This window comes from Paenibacillus phyllosphaerae, from assembly GCF_014192105.1.
Taxonomy (GTDB): Bacteria; Bacillota; Bacilli; order Paenibacillales; family Paenibacillaceae; genus Paenibacillus_Z; species Paenibacillus_Z phyllosphaerae.
Map to the genome: position 1 here is coordinate 33,662 of NZ_JACHXK010000025.1, position 20,432 is coordinate 54,093.

Here is a 20,432-nt window from a genome sequence, read left to right on the forward strand (position 1 = left end):
TCGGCATTGACTCTACTGATCAGCGATGCGCTTAATCTGAACATGGTCAAGTACGGCACCGTGTGCAATCGGCGAATATGCCTCTACGAGGATGTCATTCTTCTGGAAAAATTCAATGAGCTCCAAAGGCGTATTGCTCACGTGCGCCAATATTTGATTGACCATCGGCTTGATCTCACAGTCTGCAAGAATATTCTCCAGATCGTCTTGAAGGAAGTTAGAAAGACCGATTGCCTTTACTTTGCCTGTCTTATAAGCCTCCTCCATTGCTTTCCAAGCTTCTTTGTTTTCCTCAAAATAACGGTTCTCCTCACGGAACTCGGTCCAAGCCTATACCCGCTTCATTCTTCACGCCATTTGATAATTTATAAGTTTCGTTAAACATATCGTTTTCCTCCATCTAAAGGATTGTGTACGCCTAAACAAAACGAGTCGGTTAATCAACGTACGTCTATTATTATAGAACTTAAAAGCCAGTGTTCAATGGTCAATAAAACGCGATCTGTTAATATATCAACAGCTTTATTCAAACTGTTCATTATCCCAGAATGCTTGTGGACGTAGAGATCAAGCAACAGAATAACTCTCTTGTCATAATTACCAATGTTTTTTTTCAATTAAAGGGCAATATAATTTTTGGAGTTCAGAAGAGAGAGGGGGAATCAACTGTGGCAAAAGTGTTGTATATCACCGCGCATCCACATGACCATCAGACTTCCTATAGTATGGCCGTCGGTAAAGCGTTCATTGAAGCTTATCGCGAAGCCCAACCTAATGACGAAGTCATCACAATCGATCTCTATAACCTATACATTCCGCACATCGATGCGGACGTGTTTAGCGGATGGGGCAAATTGCGCAGCGGTTCGGAGTTTAGCGCTTTGTCGGCAGAAGAGCAAAAAAAGGTCAGCAGATTAAATGAGTTGACCGAACAATTCGTTGAAGCCGACAAATATGTTTTTGTGACGCCGATGTGGAATTTTTCCTTCCCACCGGTGATGAAAGCTTATCTCGACGCGCTCTGTGTAGCAGGCAAGACATTCAAATACACGGAGAACGGCCCAGTAGGCTTATTGGAAGGAAAAAAAGCATTGCATATTCAAGCACGAGGCGGCATCTATTCGGAAGGACCTGCTGCGGGGGTTGAATCCGGACACCGCTATATCGGCATTATTATGAATTTCTTCGGTATTCCGCACACGGAGGGAATATTCGTGGAAGGCCATAATCAATTTCCGGATCGCGCAGCTGAAATTAAAGAAGCGGCAATTGCAAAAGCACGTGAGCATGCAAAAGGCTTTTAAACAAAAGTTTCATGTATCCTCTACTTTAATGATGTAGAAGTCAACCAGCAAGCCAACATTTGGCTTGTTGGTTTTTGTTTCTGAGCAAGTCATATTTGTTCTAAATCTATCCGTTCGTTGAATGCCGCGGCAGAAATTGAGAAAAATAAATAAGTGCCTCATCTTCGCAAAGTAGCAAAGTTAGGCACTTCATTCCTTGCACAGCTTGGCTTTTCCGGTTATCCAACTCTATCTGTATCCACCGTTATGACTTCTTCTACGAGAGCGATTATAAGGAAGAAAATAGTTATTCAACCTCATTCATCCTGCCCGGGCCGATCTTGCCCCCTGCTTACAACAGGTCATCTAGACCAAGTATTTCTACGCTGCCCGGCAGTTGTGGAGAAGATGAACACACGGAGAGCTTGTAATGAGTATTCAGATCATATTGTTTAAAATGGTAACGCTCTGCCGGCGGATCAAGCGTAATTTCCCCTCCGGGAAGCTTTCGGATTGTGAAGCTTTTTAACGAAAGCGTTAGCCCCACTCCCACAGCTTTAATATAAGATTCTTTTAATGTCCATAGTTCAAAAAATAGGTTGACCCTCTCATGCTCAGGCTTTTGCCGCAAATCCATTGACTCTTGTGCTGAGAAAACTCTGTCGGCCAGTTCCGGGCTTATGGGAACGACTTTCTCAATATCAATGCCTACTGATTCACAGTCAATAATCAATACAACCCACTCACCTGAATGGGAAATGTTGAAGTGAATTCCTTTCGTATCTGCGAGACATGGTTTTCCGTATTTCGATTTCAGAATGTTTATGCAGCCCGGCGGAACTCCAATACGTTTCCCGAGCTTTACCCTCGCCAGCACTTCGCCTAACAATGTTCGATACGCGTCTTCTTTTTGCCGGAAACGTTCAACCCGTTCCCTTTGGGATGGCCCAATGCGCCCGAGTAACGACCGATATCTTTCAGGAGAGATATCTGACGGAAGTTTTAGTGCATAGATTTCTGCCACTCTACCCTCACCCTGACTAGTGTTCTGTATCGCCGTGCCGTGCCCATTCCAAGGCTGCCTTACTACCAAGTGGAGGTAACTATTTTTTTTCGCGTATAAAATTCAAGGCCATCGGTACCATTCGCATGCAGGTCGCCGTAAAATGACTTCTTCCAGCCCGAAAACGGGAAAAATGCCATTGGAGCAGGCACGCCCAGATTGATGCCAAGCATGCCAGCATCAATCTGCTCACGAAACTGCCGTACATGACCGCCATTGTTCGTAAAAAGACAAGCACCATTCGCAAACTCGGACTGGTTCGCCAACACAATCGCTTCGTCAAGCGTACCGACACGGACGACTGACAGAACGGGAGCGAATATCTCATCCTGCCAAATTTTCATTCCACTATTAACATGGTCGAATAGGGTCGGACCCAGAAAATACCCCGGCCCTTGTGCTGCGGCATCCCGCCTGCCATCACGAACGAGATGTGCGCCTTCCCTCACACCAGTGTCAATGTAGCGAAGTGTACGTTCTTTATGGGATTGCCGGATAAGAGGTCCCAGAAAAACATCCTTATCAAGCCCATTGCCAATGGTTAGCGCATCTGCAGCTTCCTTTAATTTCTCCACCAGCCGGTCACCGATCCCGCCTACTGCGAGAACGACAGCACAGGCCATGCAGCGTTCCCCCGCCGATCCAAAAGCGGCGTTGATAATTTGCTTCACCGCGCCGTCCAAATCACAGTCGTCCATAACAATCGAATGGTTCTTCGCACCCGCAAGTGCCTGCACCCGTTTGCCGTTAGCACTTCCTGTCCGATGCACGTATTCGGCTACCGGCTTGGAACCTACGAAAGAGATGGCTGCAATATCCGGATGATCCAGCATCCGGTTGACAACATCCTGGGCTCCATGAACAATGCTAAACACGCCGTCCGGGAGCCCCGCTTCAGTAAGCAGCTCGGCTAGCCGGTTGGCAAGAAGCGACGCACGCTCCGACGGCTTGAGTACAAATACGTTGCCGCAGGCAATAGCGAGCGGAAACATCCAGCAGGGCACCATCATGGGAAAGTTAAAGGGCGTAATCCCCCCCACGACGCCAATTGGATACCGATACATCCCCGATTCCACATTGGTTGCAATGTCAGGCAGCTGCTTGCCCATCAGCAGGGTGGGTGCTCCTGCCGCGAACTCGACGCATTCTATCCCTCGCTGTACCTCCCCGTAAGCCTCGGTATAGCTTTTACCGTTCTCCAGTGTGATGATTCGAGCGAGCTCATCCCAATGATCGACGAGCAGCTGCTGGAATTTGAATAGAATGCGGGCTCTTCTTGGGACAGGTACCCTGCTCCATACGCGAAAGGCATCACTAGCCGCATGAACGGCAGCGTCTACATCCTCTGTCGAGGAATGCGGAACATAAGCCAATATCTCCTCACTCGCGGGATTATAGACCGGTTCCTTCATAGAGCCTGAGGATCGGACCCAGCGGCCGCCAATATAATTTTGCAACATTTCCACTTGTAGCTTTTTCAATGTACACCCCCGGCGTATCTGCTAAATAACAATTAAGCCTCCAACTCCAGGCAGGGGCTTTTTTGAAGAGCCGGATTTATTTCAGTCCGGTCATATAGTCCGATCTCCACAATTTCAAATCTGCCCCACTTCATGTTTGCCTCGTGGATAACAAGCCGGAGTCTATTCGTATAGAGCGCATTCTCCAGCTGAATGGACATCGTCTCCATGCGGTAGGAATCAAATTCATAATCCCCCTGTTCGTATCTCCCCAGATTCCGCCAATTCTCGCCTGCATCATCGGCAGCCTGGACTTCTACAACCGTTACGCCCAAACTTTGTGAAAATCTCGACCTTATTTCAATGGTATTTATGCGCTGTTTCTCCTGCCATTCAAAGTCGATATACTCGGGCAGTTGTGGATGTTCTGCACTTGCATAGATGAGATCCTGATCTTCGTTCACCAGATTGGCAGGACCGTTATGTAAATTCAAGCTTAGACTAGAAGCCGTAATCTCAGCTTGTACGGCACAGTTGGCCGCGGACTCCGTCTTCGCCCCTGTCACGATGTTTGGGGCAATTCCGGCTAGCAGTTCCAACTCATCAGCCTTAAGCTGCATTAATTTTCCGCAGATGGAATCTACGTGCTTGGAGAGGCTTGGGCTCTTCGTTCGCATGATGATATAGTTTCGCAGGGACTGTGCCCGATTCTCGATATCTTTGTACTGCACAGAGAACTCCATTTCCTTCGGCAGCAGGGACCTTTCTTCTAAAAATTCAATGCGAAGCCGCATGGCAACTTTGTGGTCATAGAGAACGTGGAATGGCCGAATATCAAAATGAATCAGGTTCTGCGACAGCAGGCTCATATAATAGGACAATTGGCTGTAAACCCCGCTGCCGAATACCCAGCAGTGTTTATAGTGTTCAGCAGGAACATGAACAATACTTACCGGTCGAACACCTTCAATGTAGTCCATCAGCTTCTCACGGATCTGGTCCGGCTTAAATCGAAAAACCTTCTTGCGGGGAGAAATCAACTCAACGCCTTCCAGCCAGTCATCTCCAGCTCTAACACCAACGTACATCCGGCCCACATCTTCAAAGCTTAGCTCTTCGTAGGAATATTTCTGATCCTTAAAGAAATCGGCCACGTGGAATACTCTGCGTTCCCTATCATAGCCAAATATAAAGATATCGTGCAGAAAGTAATTCGTCTGATAGGCCTCCGAGAGCGGATTATGATAATAATTCCCCAGGAAGTAGACGTAGTTTCCGTTCCCAATGGCTTGGATGATAAAGTTCTCCAACGATCCAGAGGCATCAACCATTGTCCTGCTCATTCTCTGATAGTAAATGAATGGACACGACTTCCACAGCAGGGAGGTGTTGAAATCTAGCCGGGTCCGATGCACGTTATCCGGCATCTCAAGCTGACTAAACTCGCTATAAAACCATTCCTCAGCGTCCTCATCATTCAGTACAACGGACAAGAGGTTTGCTATATATGGATACGATGTAATCGGCGGGTACTTCATGGCAAGCGTTACCTGATTCTTCAAATTCAGTCCACCCCTTCTATTATCCGATAAATTCCGCACCTGGGACCGGTTCCATCGCTTTCTTCCGGGCGAGCATTCTATGGACCCCATAATAGCCGATTCCGCTCACCAAGCTTAGTGCTATGTTGACCCCAATCAGCAACTGGTAATTTTGGAACCAGTCATAATTCAATCCTCCCGCCACCGAGGCAAACACGCCGCCCAACTGATGGAAGAACAACAGGATGCCTGCTTGAAGCCCGACTGACTTGGTCGACAGGCTCTCGCTGGCAAGAAGAATGCCTCCTGGTATAGCCCCCAGATAAGTCGCTCCGAAGATAAGCGTAAATAACACCGGAGACCAGTAGAAATGAGAAAATAGTAGAATGAAAGCAACGGTTCTAATCAGATATAGACAGCTCAATGCAACCGCCCGCGGCATTCTGTCCAACAGCGCTGCAAACACAAAGCCTCCAACAAGCTCAAGCACGCCCAATATACTTAATGAAGCAATGAACATTGCATGTGAGACGTGTGCTGTTTGCTGAATGGCCATTAAATGCATTTCGACCGTTCCCATACTGAATCCGCAAGTAAACAAAGCGAATATGACGACAATGATAACAGGGCTTCGCAGCGTGATAAGGAAATCCCGGTTCGCTGTCCATTTAGACTTGCGAATAATTGGTTGTGCTGCCTCTGCTTCTGACTCTGCCTCTGTCCCTGTCTGAACCTCCGGATCCGAATGCTGCTGCTTCTTTTCCTTGATGATAAAGTAGGTAAGCAGCGTGAAGAATACACCAACTGCTATAGAAATTCTGTACGCTACCGTCCAAGTAATGACGGAATCGTTAGAAACGAGTAAAGGGGTTAGCAACGCCAATCCAATAGAGCTTGAACTGCCGATTATCATTAACGCCTTGGCCTTGTGATGCTTGAACCATTGGTTGACCATAACATAACTCGTTGTTGTCCCAATGCCCGCCAGGCCGCCAAGGACTCCGAAACCGAACATATACCCGACAGGGCTTGGATACAGCACAATTACAGCGCCTGACAGAACACCTAGCAGACTTCCGGCAATCATTGTCGTCTTATACCCGAATCGATCGGTCAGCCATCCCCCGAAGGGAGCGCATAACGAACCGATAAATATGCTGGCAGACCAAGCATAACCGAGAAATGCACGGCTTGTTTCCAGGTCATCGGTTATGGGACCTTGATAGTATTGAACGATAATTCTGCCGAGTGATCCCAAAAATCCGAATATCCATAGAAAGCTCACGATAAACCAAGCGTACTTCTCCTCTTTGAACCACATGTGAATTCCCCCGCAGCAATAGTAGTTACAATCTTAACGGCTGTATGCTAAGAGACTTCAAATAAAAATGCGACTCCTCAGCAGGAGCGCACACTTCTGGAAGGTCTCCCTCGCTTAACTCTGTATCATAGGTTGGTGTTCTTCTCGCAGCCCCTGTACGAAATAATATTTTGTCGACCGTCGGGATACTCATTACGAATCGCAACGCCGTCCATTCTTCGTTGGGCATTATTCGAATGAACACTTCATGCCGAGAGGCATCGATTCGGATCTCGACGTTAGTCCACTTGCGGGCGCAATCCTCTGCAATTCGTGTTGTACCACTCCCATGCCGGACCATTATTGCACCATCCGGGTACAGGATCATCCGGAATGCAAGCATCGATTTCGAGTTCAGCACCTCGATTTCCATCCTTCCGGAATGGGCAAGGTCTGTCCTGCAACAGAAGGTAATTTCAACCTTATCATGCTTTGGAAAGCATCGCTCGGCCTTCGCATAGTCATACGGATCCGTATGCAGAAAAACCATGCATGGCTGCTGCTCCTCTTCTGGAGCCGCCATTGTCACGGTGGATAACAGCGTACGGTAAATTTGCCAATTCGCAATCAAATTTCCTGCACTGTAAGCATGAAAGTGTTCATCAACCCATTGAACGGTGCGGCTGGTCACCGGTATCGGTATTCGGCTGACCCATATATCCTCCTTATTCACACAATAGCTAATCCATATCGCTCCATCAGGAGATTCAATGGCGCCTCCTGTCAAGCCGGTTACATAATTCAAGCCGTAGTACTTATGTTCGCCCGCATACCTTCTTGGCGGAACCTCTCCGCTGACCAGCATCAGCCGGTCAAAGTTCAATCCATCTTCACTCGTACTCAATGCGAGCGGCCAACGATGCGTATTATCGAGCGACGGATTATAGATCAGAACGTAATGCCCTTCCGCTATTTGCTGCCCCCATATTTTACTTCCCGCCATAATAAGAGAGTCGGCTTCCTCAGTCGGCAGCCATGTCTCCCCGTGGTCAGGGCTTATTGAAGTAAGACTCCATTTCCAGAGCCCGACTGTATCTCCGTCCGCCAGACGGTAGCAGGACAGCGCCTTGTTCCCTTCAATCTTGTAAAACCCGTCCTGACTCCGATCCTCCTCCCACCATTTGGCTGTCTCCAGCTTATCCGACAAAAGCTCTTCACAAGCTTGAATAAAACCTCCATCAGGTGAGCTGGTGTACAGGGGATAGCTGGTATTCGTCTCGTTCCATCCTGCATGGCTGTTATACCGGATAAAATAGATGGGGTCCAAACGACCATCGGGGTGAATCTCGCGAACCACCCTGCCTATACCCAACCCATCATTAGGCATGACATTGTGGTTCGGGCAAATCCCATAGAAGCCCAATGCTAACATTTTATCGCAGCTGGACTTGAAAAACCCCATTCTTTGGTGCATCATTGCATAACTGTCTGGTGCTAGCGCTTCGGGCCCCTGGTAAATGCCCTCGGGCACCCTATATTCGGGGAAGAGAATAACGGCATCCTCCCAGTGCACACCATCCAGTGACGTGATGAGGAGAGTTCGGCTGGGAGGCACGTTCTCGCTTACCGGGCAGCTTACATACTGCAAATAATACTTATCTCTCCAATAGGTCAGCAACGGGGCATGATTAAACGTCCAACCATATGCATCGCCACCGGCCGGCTGTGCTCGATTTGCTCGTACAGCCTGGAAGTGGTGAACCCCTATGATGGATGCCAGCTGGCCATGATGGTAATCGATATTGGCTGTTTCCGTCCCCGTATACCGCACCCGTTTACGTTTCGCGTTCAACAACAATCCCCCTCAAATGAATCCGTCACTCACTGCTTCGCCAGCTCCCCCGGCGGCATCACGCTTGCAGCTCCGCGTATGCCCGGATGGGGAAGTCTCGTCGACAACTTATATACGACGATGGACAGAGCGGTCGTAGCGATTGCTGTAAGAACCAGCAGGGAATAAACGGGCTGTGACACATATCCGAGCTCCAAACCGAGCTCCGCGATTACAAGCCCCATTAATCCCTTTGCGTTCATCAAGCCTCCTAATGCCGATGAATCGCGCCAGCTGTACCCCATTTTGCGCATGGTCAACGAACAACCCAAATATTTGCCGAAGAAAGAAACACCTAATAGGATGCCAAATGGGATGAGCAATTCGACTTGAAGAAGGGAGCGAAGGTCTGCCTTTAATCCGGCATGCACGAAGTAGACCGGAATAAACAGACTTGTAACAAGCCCCTTGAGACGCTCATCGATCATCCGTTGGACCGGCGCCGCATCAGGCATGATCGTACCTAACAGGAAACAGCCTATGACAGAAGTGATGCCAATGAGTTCGCTCAGCCATGCTACCGACAATATGGCAAGCAGAACGATTCCGAGCATGCCTTCGTTCATCGTGTCCGTGCCTTGAGCTGTACGGACGAACCGGCGGAGCAGCGGCTTCACAACGACATACAGCATCACAATCATGCCAATCGCCATAAGGATCTGCCCGAATCTGTTCCCGATCGTGCCTGTGGACTGCGTCGCGGCAATCAGGATCGTCAGCAGAAACCAGGCGCCTAGGTCATCCAGGCTTGCCGCCAGGATGGTCAGCTGCCCGAGCGGGCTGGAATGCAGGTTCTTCTCTTCCAGGATTCGCGCCAGCATTGGGATTGATGTAATGGACACTGCAATGGCCATAAAAAACGCAAACTGCCCGATTGGAATCCCTGCAGCAAGCGTATCGTGCAGGTACAATGCGGCGAGCAGCCCAAATGCGAAGGGCACAAGGAAGCCTGCGGCTGTAACCTTGCCAACCTCGAGCAGCGAACTGCTTCTCTTGACATTCAACTCCATACCGATCAAGAACATGTACAACCCAACGCCTATCGTGCCGATAACGGATAATACGCTCTTCGTTTCAGCGGTAAAGAGGCCGGCCATCAACTCCGGGTAGAACAACCCCAGACAAGTCGGCCCCATCATAATCCCGCCGATCATTTCGCCCAGAACACGAGGCATGCCGATGGACAGCATAATCCTTCCCATTGCAAAGCATACGATTAGTATGACGACCAAAGATCCGATGGTATCTATAGCTTCTATGCCCTCCATTTGGCGAAGTCCCTACTGCTGCACGAGCGAAAACATGGATGCGCTTCCTTCGAAGTACAATTCCCTGATCCGCTGCGGAGCTTTTGTATTCCCCCACTCCACTACTTCAAGCAATGACTTTGGATCCATTTTGGAAATAAAACGCTTGTCTCTATTCAAAATTTGGTAGTGCTCAGGTATAAAATGTTCTGCCGCTTTATAATAACCGTATATCCTCTCGGCTGCCTCTTTCGGGCATAACCCATCGTCCCTAACAGCTTCCACAGTTGATGCTACTTGGTTAAACAGCACCTGATAGTCTTCCAGGTCGGTTACGATACCGCCTGGATAAGGCGCTTTCTCGACCTCCATTAGCCAATTCAAATCTCTATTCTCATAGTACTTGGAGAGCAGCTGTGTGAAACGCAGGGACGTAAATGCTTGCCCTAATGCCCAGACCCGGTACCAGGCATTCCATAGGTCGAAATCACGGAAAGCAGTATAGGAACAGGAGACCAGACGGTCATTGGTATCATAAGACTCTTGAATGATCTTAGATACGAGCGCGAAATCTTCTGCCCGGAACGACTGACTGCCGACCGCATCAATCAGTCGCTGGGCCAGCGCATTAATTGTATTTACCGTAATCGCCAATCCTCTAGAAAACAACGGATCGATAAATGCAGCAGCATGTGCGAGTAAACAATATCGGTCCCCTATAACCTGATGGGATGAATACTGTAAGCGATCCGAAGCAGTCCAATCCCGAACTGGCTTCGCCTGTGCGAATTGTTTGGCAATATCGGGAAAGCGGTCTAAGAAGCTTTGAAACTCCTCCTCAGGCGACAAATCCGTTTTTGGATGCAGCCTGTTTTCGAGCTGGAGCCCTACACTGCAGAGCCTGTTCGTCGAATCTTTATGGTTATCGAACGGTATAACCCACAACCAACCGCCATCAAAGATATGATGCAGCGTACCTCGATGAAATGCGCTTGGCAGGCCGTGAGTATTTTTATCCGTTAGCGCGTCAAAGGGAAGAACATTGATCATATGGGTAAACATCGATCTTGTATTGGTTCGCATACGGGTCGGCTCTTCCTTCAATTCCAACTTTCTCGAAAGCATGGAATTGGCCCCTGTTCCGTCAACAATATAGCTTGCGCTATACGCTTCATCTGTCGATGTGATGACCTCAACGCCGGTATCCGTAATAACCACATCTTTTATCATTGTTCTCTGCTTTACAACTGCACCGTACTTGATTGCCATGGTCATCATAAATGCGTCTGTATCCTGCCGGTACATATGGGCTTCAGAGCCATACGGCAGGTTAGGAACAGAAAGCTGCGTCGTTTCAAGCGGGTTCTGACTTTCGCCTTCCCGGTGGTAGACAAAAGAGAAGTTCCGCTTAATTCCGCACGAAGAGCTAATATTCTGTCTGATGAGCGGGAACGTGCTGCAGTACATAATCTCAGGAACATCGTAACGTTCCGCCATAAGCCGCATCATGAAGGAGGTTCCCGGAATCATAGATTCGCCGATCGCAAATTTAGGGTGCGAACTAGAGTCAATAAGCAGCACCTTTACCTGGTGCCTCGCCAGGATGGTTCCCAGTATTGTTCCGGCGATCCCGGCACCGACAATAATGACGTCATATGAACGATCGGTTTGTGAAGTTTTCATTTTACGCCCTCTTCCCTATTTCTAGTCTGCAACGCCCAGTTTCAGTTCATCGCTCACATACTTGACCATACTCGACAGCGAATTGAGCAGCTGCATTTCTTCTATCATTTCCACATCAACTTCAATATCAAATTTCTCTTCCAGAAGCACGATAAGGCGAACCTGTACCAGAGAGCTCAGCCCCAGGCTGCCCAGATTGTCACCAACCGACTCGACCTTTTCCAGGTCCACCGCTCCGTCAGTTGCCGCGACAACTGTTTCTTTAATCGTTTGTTCGATATTCATATCAAGTTCCTCCTAATTTAATGAATGGTAGTTCCTTCCTGAGCAGTGCCTCTTCCCTTTGCCGAATGGAAGACAAGTCAGCGACGATTTGCCCGATCAGCCCCGGATCGCCTTTAAATTCAAACTTCATGAGTCTGCGTTTGCATAAATCAACAAGGTTGATTATCTGGCCCCACTGATCCGCTCTGCTGCTATCCGGGGGAATGATATTATTGGCGCACATATACTCAAGCCGCCGCAGCATCATCTTTTTGTGCTCCCATAGCACGTGAAGCGAAGCAATATTGGTAACAATCGGCGCTTTGTCTTCCAGCAACCTTTGAAGAGAGAACGCCAACGCTTCATAAGTGTCCATCCCAAACACCAATCCCTCGGAGCGTTCAGGAGAGCCTATACGGCTGCAGCTGTTCGACGCCTGCAAATACTCATCGAGGAGAAGGTAGACTTCATCCGGACGAAAAGGTGTATGCGCCCTCTTCTTGGCGCGCAGCAGGAAGAGAGGGGCACTCTGATTCCAGTCCACATGCCGTATTCCATTGGCGATATCGGCGTACGGCACAACGGAAGGCGCGAAGAGCCGCTGCTTATTAAAGCCTATAATCGAGAAGGTACGGCTTTCGCGATCATACCCGTGAATAAGCGTCTCCTGCATGTAATGTCTTTTTTGAAAAAAGGGATTATCGGAGACGTAGTACTTATCCACATAGGCATACACGTACTTCCCCGTATCGACAGCATCCTCAATAAACTTCGTTATCCCCTCTGAGAATGCTTCGAATGGATAAGCCTCAATATCTAGCACTTGTTCGTAGCAGAGCGGACTCGACACGTAAAAGAATCGATAATCGGCAACCCCTCTGGCTAATGTCTCAGTTACATCCGAGCTCTGCAGCTGAATAAATGACGAATAAAACCAGTTTTCAAACCCTTCTTCATTGGCGATGATCGACAGCGGAAAGGAGTAGTACATCCGTCCATATATTCTGGGATCATACAAAGGCAGCTGTTTCATCTGCTCTTCCTCCGCTTCTACCAGTAGAGCTTCATCTCCGAAAGCCGGTTCGAGATCTCGTTCATGATTCTCCGCTCATCATCCTCATCTCTTGCTTCGAACGTGACGGAAAACCTGATATAGCTGCCGGCTTCGTCCCATGGGACGGTTGATATTAATTTTTCGTGAATCAGATACTGAGAGAAGTCCTCTGCGCTGGCAAACGCCGTCCCCCCTTTAACGCCCTTCGGACAAGCGACATATAAATAAAATGAACCTTTGGGTTTCACCACGTCGAATCCCGCGCTCTGCAGCACGGTTGTCAGCAACTCATGACGGCGTGAATACTTCTCCGCTGTCCGCAGCGTAATTTCCGGATGTTCAAGGCAATAGACCCCCGCCTTTTGAATGGCAATGAATTGCCCTGAGTCACAATTATCCTTTACGGATGCCAAAGCCTTAACAACAAGCTCGTTGCCAGCTATAAAGCCGAGCCTCCACCCTGTCATATTGAATGCTTTCGAGAGCGACTGTACAGAGACCGCGACATCCTTCGCGCCTGGGACAGACAAAATCGATAACGGCTGCTCGCCGTCAAACATCAACCCGGCATAAGCCTCATCCGAGATAACAATGATGTGATGCTTCTTGCAAAATGCGACGACCTCTTCATAAAACGCATACGTTGCCGTAGCCCCAGTTGGATTATTGGGGTAGTTAATATACAGCAGCTTTGCACGTTCCAGTACGTCCGCAGGTACGGATTGCAAATCCGGCAAAAAGCCGTTTTCTTTTACTAAAGGAAGCTTGACTACTTCCCCCCCAAGCCAGGCTGTGTGCGTAGCCATAACGGGGTAACCCGGGGTCGTAGTCAACAACACATCGCCCGGATTAATAAATGCGGCCGGCAGTTGTGCGAGTGCACTCTTCGAACCGATGCAGTGATTGATCTCCGTGCTCGGATTAATCGGGCCTGTTTGAAACATACTCATCATGTAATTTGCTGCAGCCGCCTGAAAACTTTCGATCCCGTTGTCGGAGTAGAAGCGGTTTTCCACCTTCTGAGCTTCCTCGCAAAGGACCTGTACGACGCCCGGATCTGCCATGGCGTCCGGCTCGCCGAGTCCCATATCAATCAATTCGACACCAGGGTTTGCCAGCATAGCCGCGCTGCGTGCACGTTTTATTTTCTCGAACTTGTACAGCTCCGTACCTTTGCCAAAGGTATTGCCGCCTATCCGCTCAGCAAACATCTCCTGGATAAAGCTTGTTTCAGTTATGGATACCATCTGCGCATTCTCCTCCGGTCATGATCATGATTTAGCAGCTTCTTCGTGCAGCCCTTCAATCAGCTCTTGCCTCTTGATCTTGCCTACCCCACTGCGGGGAATCTGGTCAATAAACAGGTACTTCTGAGGCAGCTTGAAAGGCGCTAACCGGCTTTGACAAAACTTCACAATGGTTTCCTCTGTTATTGGTTCGTCGACAACCAGAAAGGCAACCGGGTACTCCGACGTTAGACTGTTGTTTGGTACTCCGACCACAGCGACATCCCGCACTCCGCTCAGCTTTATTAGCACATTCTCAATTTCAAACGGATCCACCTTTTTGCCTGCGACATTGATGAGGTCATTGGTTCTCCCCGTCACATATAAGTATCCGTCTCTAATAAAGGCGCGGTCGTTCGTATGATAGTAGCCATCAGGCGTAATTAATTCTAGAAATGCGATATCCGAGTTGTAATATCCCTTCGCCATGGAAGAGGATTTAATCTGTAAAATTCCCGGCTCATCCGTCAGAATGGTTTCCCCTTCTTCATTCACGATCCGAAGATCCACCCCAGTGATGGGTCTTCCAAGCGAGTCCGGATGCTTGCTGTCTTTGAAGGTCGCCGGTCCAGCCTCGACGATTCCGTAATAATCGCATATCGTAATGCCTGCTCTTTCCCGGAATGCATTTTTGATATGATAATGAAGCGGCGCAGAAGAAGAGAGACAGAGCCGCAAACGGTGATTGTCCGCACAGAACTTCGATTTGCTCAGCATGTCGAATACGACCGGGAAGGCAACAAAAACCGATATATTCTCGTTCGTTACGGTTTCCCAGATCGATTTTGGCGTTAATTGTTTATGAATGACCAATTGCGCTCCCGATAGGAATACGGACAGCATCGATGTGTTGAACGCCAGCCCATTGTGGAATAGAGCCGTACACAGCACCACGTCATTCTCCGTAATAGAAGCCGCCTTCGCCCAATTCGTTGCCGCATTCAAAACCGCCTCATGGGTGAACATTAGGCATTTGGGTTTGCCTGTCGTTCCTGAGGAAAAGCGGCAGGTTGCAACATTAACAAAGTGGTCTGCATCGAAGCTCTCGTATACATTGGAGAATACGTCAATCTGAATCTCGTTTGTTTTCTCCAGCCTGATAATAGAGCCTAGATGGTAATGATCCCGAATAAATGCCACTTCATCTTGTGTGAAGGTATGATCAATCAGCATCGGAATATGGCCCGATAGTAACAATCCGTAATAGGTGAACAGGTAAACAGGATGGTTCCTCATATTGATCCCGACAGGATAATCGTTGGGAATCTCCTGCTTGAACCGCTCGGCATAGCGTTCAATCTGTTCCCAGAATTCTGCATATGTATATGACTCATCCCCGAACTTCAGGGCTAAGCGGTGTCCAAAACGCGCTGCGCGCTCCTTCAAAAGCTCGATAATCATCTGGTTTTGTTCTCCTTGGAACCCGTTTCGGTCTGATACGTTAGCATTAGGCAGATTCAATTGATACCGGTCCTTCTTTACTTTGAAAGCAGAATTGGTATCTTCTTTTCCCAGAACACCGCAGTATATCATCTCAACCTGAACGTCAAGTCCGAACAGGTCACGCGCCTCCAGATCATAATATCCGCCGATGACAGAGAACCCTAGATTTAACGTCCGGCTTTTCAGATACATCATTTGCCCCAATGCGCCTGCGTCAATCAACCGCTGTTGTGTTTTCCACAGGGCCCCTTCCGCGATATTCGTCCGATCGGCAGCGAAGAAAAATACAACGGAAGAATCATAAACAAAGTCCTGATCCAGACATAGCCTGAGCGATTCCGAACGATAATCCCCTTGCTGAATGAGTACTGCGCCAGCTTGATCCACTCGGTACAGACCCGGCGTATAATCTTCGACCGCATGGATCACCGTATACAATTGAATGGGGAACTCCATATCGGCGATTAGAGACAGCATTTCCGACAAGTCGCTGCTTGCAATCGGGACGGGCAGGAAGGCCGAACACGATCTGCGTTTGAAGACATGTGCGGATAATTCATCCAGCTTCCATGGAGCCGGCACCTTATACGAAGACTTCCATTCCAGTACAGGAGTGTATGTCTCCAGCTTAACGGCTTCCTGAATACCGGTGATTGGCGTCCAGTCGAATGTACTCGCCTCTTCCTTACTATTGAAAACGGGACGGCTTCGCGGCTCATCACGCATGGCGGTAAATACCGCATCCCGGATAGGTCGCTCCAATGGATGTCGCTTGTTATTCCCAATGGATATAATGCCGACCGGTTCCTCCATGGCATCCAGATTCAGCAACGTCTTTAAATACTGGGACCTGCAGTGGGTATAGGCGGAGTACGGCACATCCATTGACGACAAGACCAGCTGGAAATTGGCGAGAATATGTCCTGTATCAATGTAACCGAACCGGTATCCGCGATAAGAATACTTCCAGCAGCTCCGCCAAGGCACGACGGTGAATATAAGGTAAAAGTTGGCATCGTAATCCTCCGGCAGTACGGATTCCTTAAGAAGGAAATCATGCTCCAGGTTACTTATGCGGTGTAAAATCGCATTCACGGGCGAATAGTGATAAACACCGGGGACTACTCCTTCTACATTGTTAATCACGACATAGACTTCAACCGGGTAGCAAGCACCCGCCGATGGATAAGACCATACCATCTCCGACTGATAGCCATAAAACTTAACCGACGTGATACTGTAGGAAATGAGCAGAAGCTGCTCGAGCAGCTGGATATTCATTTCGTGCAGCGGAATAATTTCATTGGCTTTCGACATTGTTGTCTTTAGACTGATATAAGGGCCATCGTAACGTTTGAAGCGTTCGGGACGCGGTGTTTTCATGAAATTTGTACCTACATACTCTTTGTCCTTAAGATTCCGGGTCAGCTCAAATAAATCCGTCGATCCCTTAATCTGTGTCATAACCGCCCCAGATGACACATACATTGGATTTTCAGCTACCATTTTTTCCATTACCCTACTTCCCCGCGGTTACGACTTCGGTTTACCTTTCTGCACCAATAGGCCCAATACTCTTGAATGGCGGTACGGCCGAAAATGATTTTGCTCTTTACTTTTATTTCATCGCCTTCAGTCCATTTGTAGGGAACCCCTGCCGATTCAGCAAGCAGCTGCAGACGGCAGGCATTCTCCAACGCAATCGCCCAACAGATGGTCTCGGGAATGGATTTGCCAACGGCAACAATGCCATGATTTTTTAACAGCATCGTCTTGCTATTGCTCATCGCCTGGGCGACCTCCCGAGCTACTCCAACGTTGGTGACGGTGTTGGTCGTTAAAGTAAACCGTGCCGTATTCATAATTGGGGTTGCATCATGTGTGATCGCCCGAAGAGGCAGCTCTGTAGCGCTGAACACCATGGCATTGGGCGGATGGGAATGGATGAGGCAATTGATATCCTGCCGCATGCGGTAAAGTTCAGTATGCAGAGGCCATTCAGCAGGAACCACTCCGCTGCCTTCCAGCTTCTCGCCGTCCATACTAATGCGGATGAAATCCTCCGTCGTCGTTTCTTCCCACCCCATGAACGCTCTGCGGATCCAAATATCCCCTTCCTCTGTCCGGAATGAAATTTGGCCGTTATTAATATCGTTATGACCTTCCAAATACAAGATATGCGAGCCGTATGTTGCATCCTTCCATTTATCCGTGATAGAGACAGGGGCTTGCATCGCCATATCGTTCCTCCTCACATTTCTAGAGCGTTTTATCCAGCACGCCGGTCATCGGCTGGTGACGACTTCATTATTTTCTTTCAACAACTTCACAAACTCCATCTCCATTTCCTTGACGGAGCTGCACTTGCTAAAGATGACTTCGGCGTTAAGCCTCCCCGTCATCTGGGACTTGAGCAGTAAGATCCGTATCGTTTCCAAACGCTTCTCACAAGCCCTCAAACGCTCGATCAGTTCCTCGTTCCCACCGGTATAAGACAAATAGCGCCCGAACAGTTGACGGGACCCCTTCAAAGCCGAAAACGTGTGAATAAGCAAATCTATCAGCTCATTCTGGGATGCAAACTCAACGTAATCGCCGTTAATTAGTTCCTTCACATGGTCATAAAGAAAGTAGTCTTCTTGCAAATTCGCCACAAACTTGCTGTGCCGGACCTCAATTTCATCCCTGAGCGCCTGTAATTTTTCTGCCGAGACCTGGTTATACGCGTAAGTCGATATCGTTCTCTCATCAGGCAGACGTGTAAACGAGTCCCCCTGCTCTTTGTAGCTGTACGTTTGGATCGCCATTTCCAGTTCTTTATAATCGTACTCATAAATTTTGAACTCATGGGAAACATCATCCGCAACAAACAGCTTTGTGCCTCCTTCATGCACCTCATACCTAGTCATGACGAGCGAATGAGGAAAATGGGTTTTGTTGTAGATAGGGTGATGCGGGATGTAGAAGCAATTGGCCGGTACAAACGGGTATCTTCCTTCATCGATCATTCCTCGGATGATGGGCTCAACTTCTTGAATATCACGCCAGTGCACATTGGTGAGCGTAACGCCAAAATTTTCGAGATCCTGTTCCAATACGAACTCATTGTTAACAAGCCATCTTGCTTGTTTTTTGACAAAAATGTTATCGAAGGCATAACGCGTATTAATATAAAGATTGTATAGGAGCAGGGCAGCCGGGAAGTTCTCGAGCTCCAGCATGCTGAGAATTTGATTTTGCCTGCAGTTAATACAATCATGGCTGTTGTCTATTCCGGTAATATGCACGTCTATTCACATCCTAACAGCAGTTTTCGTATGATCGGTTTTGAAGGCCAAGCAAACTCTGCTTACCGGGAGATCTCCTCAACCAATCGTTCGCGCAAGCGCTTAGCATCCAGCTTGCCATTCTGGGTAAGAGGCAGACGATCCAGGATGATAATCTTATGGGGGATCATATAGGAGGGAAGGGTTTCGGCCAATCGCCTCTTTATCCTCCGCATAATCTGCTCTTCCTCTTCATCCTTCCGCTCTGTGACAACCATTGCGGACAGCAGCACGCACTTTCCATTGCGCACCAGCGGCACAACGGCCGCGCCTTTTACTCCTTCAATCTGTTCGACGTGGAATTGAATCTCTTCAAGCTCAATCCGGTAGCCGTTATACTTGATTTGGGAATCCGCTCTCCCGCAGCAGTACAGCAGGCCATCCTTGATATAGCCAATATCACCGGTGCGATAGGCTCTAACGACGCCCAGCTCCTCATCCTCGATGGAAAAAAAACTTTTTTCCGTTAATTCGTCCTGCCCCAAATATCCTTTGCTGACGCCATGTCCCGCGATGATAATTTCTCCTTGCTCCCCTTCGTCTGTCTCCTTCCCATCCGAGTCTACAATGAGAATGCGACTCTTCGGCTTGCATTTCCCTGCGGGCAGCAGTGAGGCCGCTAGATGCTCCTGGGTGATTACAACCGAGGTCATCGCAACGGTGGCTTCTGTAGGTCCATATGTATTGATCACCTTGGCATTAGGGAATCTCTGCATGAGTTTCTTAACGGTGCCGGCGGAGAGCTGCTCCCCGCAAAACAGGAATGTCCGCAGAGACGGGAGCAGCTTGTCGTCAAAGATCCGATTCATCAGGCATACTTCCGCAAATGAAGGCGTGGATACCCAGCAGGTCAGTCCCGAATCCTGCAACTCACTGAACATCTCTTCGGGCTGTTCAGTGAGTTGGCTATTGAGCGCCCACAAGGCAGCCCCTCCGACTAGCGCAGGATAAAAATTCATGACAGAAAGGTCGAAAGAAAATGGCGCCTGATTCAACACCACATCTTGTTCGGTAAATGGAAGGGAAGTGTTCATCCAACCTACAAAGCTATCTAAATTATCCGCCGATATCTGTACACCTTTAGGGTCCCCAGTGCTCCCGGAGGTGTAGATAATGTAAAAGTTATCGGCCCCCTTAACAGAAGCAGGTACTGGGCTGACCGGTGACATACCATCGACCGAATCATGTATAATTTGACCGATGCTTGCAACATCAATGATTGGAATCCTTGATTTAAAATTCTCTTGCTTCGCTTCCGCCGCTGATATCATGAGCGCAGCACACGAAGAATCGATGATCTTATCAATTCGTTCATAAGGCGTGGATTCATCAATCGGAATATAAGCCCTTCCTGCCAGGGCACAAGCAAGAAGACAAACAGGCAGTTCCACCTGCATATGACCGTAAACGATAATCGGAGGTCCCGAGGAACCAAGCTTATCTATAAGCCAAGCTGAGAGAGCAGTGGATTGCCTCCAGAGCTCACCGTATGTAAGGGCTCCCCCTTGGGTGATATAGGCAATGGAATCCGGATAATTACCGCAACGCTCCTGAATTTGCTGCAATGTGTTCACAACTGTTCCCCCACCCA

16 protein-coding genes are annotated in these 20,432 nt (G+C 48.6%); 1 reads left to right on the plus strand and 15 read right to left on the minus strand.

The window, feature by feature from the left end; genetic code table 11:
* Positions 1–12: 12 nt before the first annotated feature.
* Positions 13–267 (minus strand): aldo/keto reductase, encoded by a 255-nt coding sequence (locus tag FHS18_RS34690; RefSeq protein ID WP_246428000.1) that lies wholly within the window; start codon positions 265–267, stop codon positions 13–15.
* A gap of 401 nt (positions 268–668) precedes the next feature.
* Here FHS18_RS34690 and FHS18_RS30030 point away from each other — a divergent pair, with 401 nt between their 5' ends.
* Positions 669–1,304 (plus strand): FMN-dependent NADH-azoreductase, encoded by a 636-nt coding sequence (locus FHS18_RS30030; RefSeq protein WP_183604097.1) that lies wholly within the window; start codon positions 669–671, stop codon positions 1,302–1,304.
* Positions 1,305–1,635: 331 nt separating this feature from the next.
* On the opposite strand, the gene FHS18_RS35285 is transcribed toward FHS18_RS30030, so the two are convergent.
* The 14 genes from FHS18_RS35285 to dltA all read right to left on the minus strand — a co-directional run bounded on the left by FHS18_RS35285 (position 1,636) and on the right by dltA (position 20,415).
* On the minus strand, positions 1,636–2,307 hold the full coding sequence (locus tag FHS18_RS35285; protein WP_183604098.1) for a 4'-phosphopantetheinyl transferase superfamily protein: 672 nt from the start codon (positions 2,305–2,307) through the stop codon (positions 1,636–1,638).
* Positions 2,308–2,369: 62 nt separating this feature from the next.
* Complete coding sequence (locus tag FHS18_RS30040; protein ID WP_183604131.1) at positions 2,370–3,806, minus strand: CoA-acylating methylmalonate-semialdehyde dehydrogenase; 1,437 nt, start codon at positions 3,804–3,806, stop codon at positions 2,370–2,372.
* A 53-nt stretch (positions 3,807–3,859) separates the two neighbouring features.
* On the minus strand, positions 3,860–5,368 hold the full coding sequence (locus tag FHS18_RS30045; RefSeq protein ID WP_183604099.1) for a discoidin domain-containing protein: 1,509 nt from the start codon (positions 5,366–5,368) through the stop codon (positions 3,860–3,862).
* Between the two features lie 19 nt (positions 5,369–5,387).
* A complete protein-coding gene (locus FHS18_RS30050; protein ID WP_183604100.1) occupies positions 5,388–6,668 on the minus strand; it encodes an MFS transporter in 1,281 nt (426 codons plus the stop codon).
* Positions 6,669–6,693: 25 nt separating this feature from the next.
* Positions 6,694–8,499: a sialidase/neuraminidase family protein gene (locus FHS18_RS30055; RefSeq protein ID WP_183604101.1), complete on the minus strand. Its 1,806-nt coding sequence runs from the start codon at positions 8,497–8,499 to the stop codon at positions 6,694–6,696.
* Positions 8,500–8,528: 29 nt separating this feature from the next.
* Complete coding sequence (locus FHS18_RS30060; protein WP_281378895.1) at positions 8,529–9,806, minus strand: cation:proton antiporter; 1,278 nt, start codon at positions 9,804–9,806, stop codon at positions 8,529–8,531.
* A 12-nt stretch (positions 9,807–9,818) separates the two neighbouring features.
* Entirely contained in the window at positions 9,819–11,468 is a 1,650-nt protein-coding gene (locus FHS18_RS30065) for an NAD(P)/FAD-dependent oxidoreductase (protein WP_183604103.1), read from the minus strand.
* Positions 11,469–11,489: 21 nt separating this feature from the next.
* On the minus strand, positions 11,490–11,753 hold the full coding sequence (locus FHS18_RS30070; RefSeq protein WP_183604104.1) for an acyl carrier protein: 264 nt from the start codon (positions 11,751–11,753) through the stop codon (positions 11,490–11,492).
* A gap of 1 nt (position 11,754) precedes the next feature.
* Positions 11,755–12,765 (minus strand): hypothetical protein, encoded by a 1,011-nt coding sequence (locus FHS18_RS30075; protein ID WP_183604105.1) that lies wholly within the window; start codon positions 12,763–12,765, stop codon positions 11,755–11,757.
* 17 nt (positions 12,766–12,782) lie between these two features.
* A complete protein-coding gene (locus FHS18_RS30080; RefSeq protein WP_183604106.1) occupies positions 12,783–14,033 on the minus strand; it encodes an LL-diaminopimelate aminotransferase in 1,251 nt (416 codons plus the stop codon).
* Between the two features lie 24 nt (positions 14,034–14,057).
* A complete protein-coding gene (locus FHS18_RS30085; protein WP_246428001.1) occupies positions 14,058–17,030 on the minus strand; it encodes an AMP-binding protein in 2,973 nt (990 codons plus the stop codon).
* Positions 17,030–17,755 (minus strand): class II aldolase/adducin family protein, encoded by a 726-nt coding sequence (locus FHS18_RS30090; RefSeq protein ID WP_246428002.1) that lies wholly within the window; start codon positions 17,753–17,755, stop codon positions 17,030–17,032. Before FHS18_RS30090 ends, FHS18_RS30085 begins: the two co-directional genes overlap by 1 nt.
* Before the next feature lie 45 nt (positions 17,756–17,800).
* Positions 17,801–18,802, minus strand: coding sequence for a cysteine peptidase family C39 domain-containing protein (locus tag FHS18_RS30095; RefSeq protein ID WP_183604107.1), 1,002 nt, complete (start codon positions 18,800–18,802; stop codon positions 17,801–17,803).
* A 62-nt stretch (positions 18,803–18,864) separates the two neighbouring features.
* Complete coding sequence (dltA, locus tag FHS18_RS30100) at positions 18,865–20,415, minus strand: D-alanine--poly(phosphoribitol) ligase subunit DltA (protein WP_183604108.1); 1,551 nt, start codon at positions 20,413–20,415, stop codon at positions 18,865–18,867.
* Between the last annotated feature and the right edge of the window lie 17 nt (positions 20,416–20,432).